The organism is Microcystis sp. M53603_WE2, assembly GCF_030065435.1.
This window is the reverse complement of record NZ_JASJFF010000987.1, coordinates 1-1058: the sequence shown is the minus strand read 5'-3', so window position 1 is coordinate 1058 and position 1058 is coordinate 1. Positions and strand designations below refer to the sequence as shown.

The 1058-nt window shown below is 38.8% G+C and carries 2 protein-coding genes; both read left to right on the top strand.

All coding sequences use genetic code 11. From position 1 onward, the window contains the following. Positions 1-293 (top strand): photosynthetic reaction center family protein (locus PX481_RS20875; RefSeq protein WP_287668711.1); only part of this gene is annotated, 293 nt, incomplete at its 5' end. Between the two features lie 110 nt (positions 294-403). Next, a complete protein-coding gene (locus tag PX481_RS20870; protein ID WP_288095780.1) occupies positions 404-973 on the top strand; it encodes a Uma2 family endonuclease in 570 nt (189 codons plus the stop codon). Positions 974-1058: the final 85 nt, after the last annotated feature.

Here is a 1058-nt window from a genome sequence, read left to right as displayed (position 1 = left end):
CTTTCAACAATAGCCGTTCTCTGCACTTCTTCTTGGGTGCATGGCCGGTAATCGGTATCTGGTTTACGGCAATGGGTGTTAGCACCATGGCGTTTAACCTCAATGGTTTTAACTTCAACCAGTCGATTCTCGATTCTCAAGGTCGTGTAATTGGTACTTGGGCCGATGTGTTAAACCGCGCTGGTATCGGTATGGAAGTAATGCACGAGCGTAATGCTCATAACTTCCCCTTAGACTTGGCTAGTGGTGAACAGGCTCCCGTAGCTCTGACTGCTCCTGCTATCAATGGTTAATTCCTAGTCTGAACGAAAAGGCACTTCCGCGAGGGGGTGCTTTTTTGTTGTTAGAATTGGGGTACAAATGAAAAACGCTGCAAAATGCTTATTCTCAAACAATCATCATTATGACCGCTCTCACTGGAAAATATACTCTTAGTCAATATTTTGAGCAGGAAATACAATCCCAAACTCGTCATGAATATCTGGATGGAAAAATTATTGCTATGACAGGAGGGACACCGACTCATAATCGCATTATTAGTAATTTATTAGTGGCTTTATATACTGGACTAAAGAATCAACCCTATGCCGTTTTTGTCACCGATCAGCGTTTATGGATACCTGAGCGTCAAATAGCTACCTATCCTGATATTATGGTAGTGTCTGAACCTCTCACTTATCAAGAAGGACGCAAAGATACTTTAATTAATCCTGTTTTAATCGCTGAGGTTTTGTCTGCTTCAACGGCAAATTACGACAGAGAAGAAAAGTTTGCCGCTTATCGAACCATTGCAACTTTTCAGGAATATTTATTGATTTCTCAGGAAAAATGTTATATTGAACATTTTCAAAAGGAAGGCGATCTTTGGTTGTTTACAGCTTATGAATCTGATAGGATAATTCATTTAAACTCTTTGGGAATTCAGATAGTGATCGCAGATGTTTACCATAAAATCATCTTGGAAAATAATTAAAATATAAGGAAAATAGTTAAGAGGTAAAATGATGACTTTGCAAGAAATGATCAAATCTTTTGAGAATTTATCAGAGGATGAACAG

Bases quoted from the DNA above. Each gene is read 5' to 3' on its own strand.
- PX481_RS20870 (WP_288095780.1), top strand. From the start codon at position 404: ATGACCGCTCTCACTGGAAAATATACTCTTAGTCAATATTTTGAGCAG.